Source organism: Dellaglioa sp. CoH-57-MRSF-19, from assembly GCF_056781975.1.
In genome coordinates this window covers 1-586 of the sequence record NZ_JBXAXW010000083.1, presented here as the reverse complement: position 1 = coordinate 586, position 586 = coordinate 1, and the positions used below count along the sequence as shown (strand labels likewise).

Sequence of the window (586 nt, the reverse complement as noted above, 5' to 3'; positions counted from 1 at the left end):
GAAGGGCACACATGAGGATGTGTTCAACGCCATCATCCGCCCGTGGAAGAGCAAGAAAATGCGCAGCTGGTTGCAGGAAAACTACCCGTTGCTGGGTGTGCAGGACCTTGATGAGCAGATTCGCGCCGCTTTGAAGCATGCATCAAAACCCAAGGAGGCTGCATGAACGATGACCAATAGCTATTGGCAGAGCGCGTCGGAGACGATGATGCTTGGACCCTGACCGTCACTGGGCCCGAAACAGATTCGGAGGATGGGGAGTCGGAAGATCGCCTCTACGCATTGTACGCAACTCCGGTCCGTAACGGATACTGGAACACGCAAATCACGCTGGCTGCTGTCGAGCTGGGTTCAGGTGAGGGTGATGAGGACATCGAATTCAGTGATGAGATTTACACTGTGTTTGCATACTCGTCACCGGAGCGTGAAGACGGCATCAACGAAATACTGTGTGGGATGCTACAGATTCTTCAGGTGCACAACGTAGACAATCCTGTTGACTTGGTTCATCGCTATGGTGGTCACGTCAGGGGCAGGAGCGTAAATCGCTTCGCAGCTCCTGACACACATTAACGAACGCTGGACG

1 protein-coding gene is annotated in these 586 nt (G+C 53.6%); it reads left to right on the top strand.

Annotation, left to right across the window (positions count from 1 at the left end; all coding sequences use genetic code 11):
- Positions 1 to 183: 183 nt before the first annotated feature.
- Entirely contained in the window at positions 184 to 573 is a 390-nt protein-coding gene (locus AC1RO3_RS08325) for a hypothetical protein (RefSeq protein WP_481763978.1), read from the top strand.
- Positions 574 to 586: the final 13 nt, after the last annotated feature.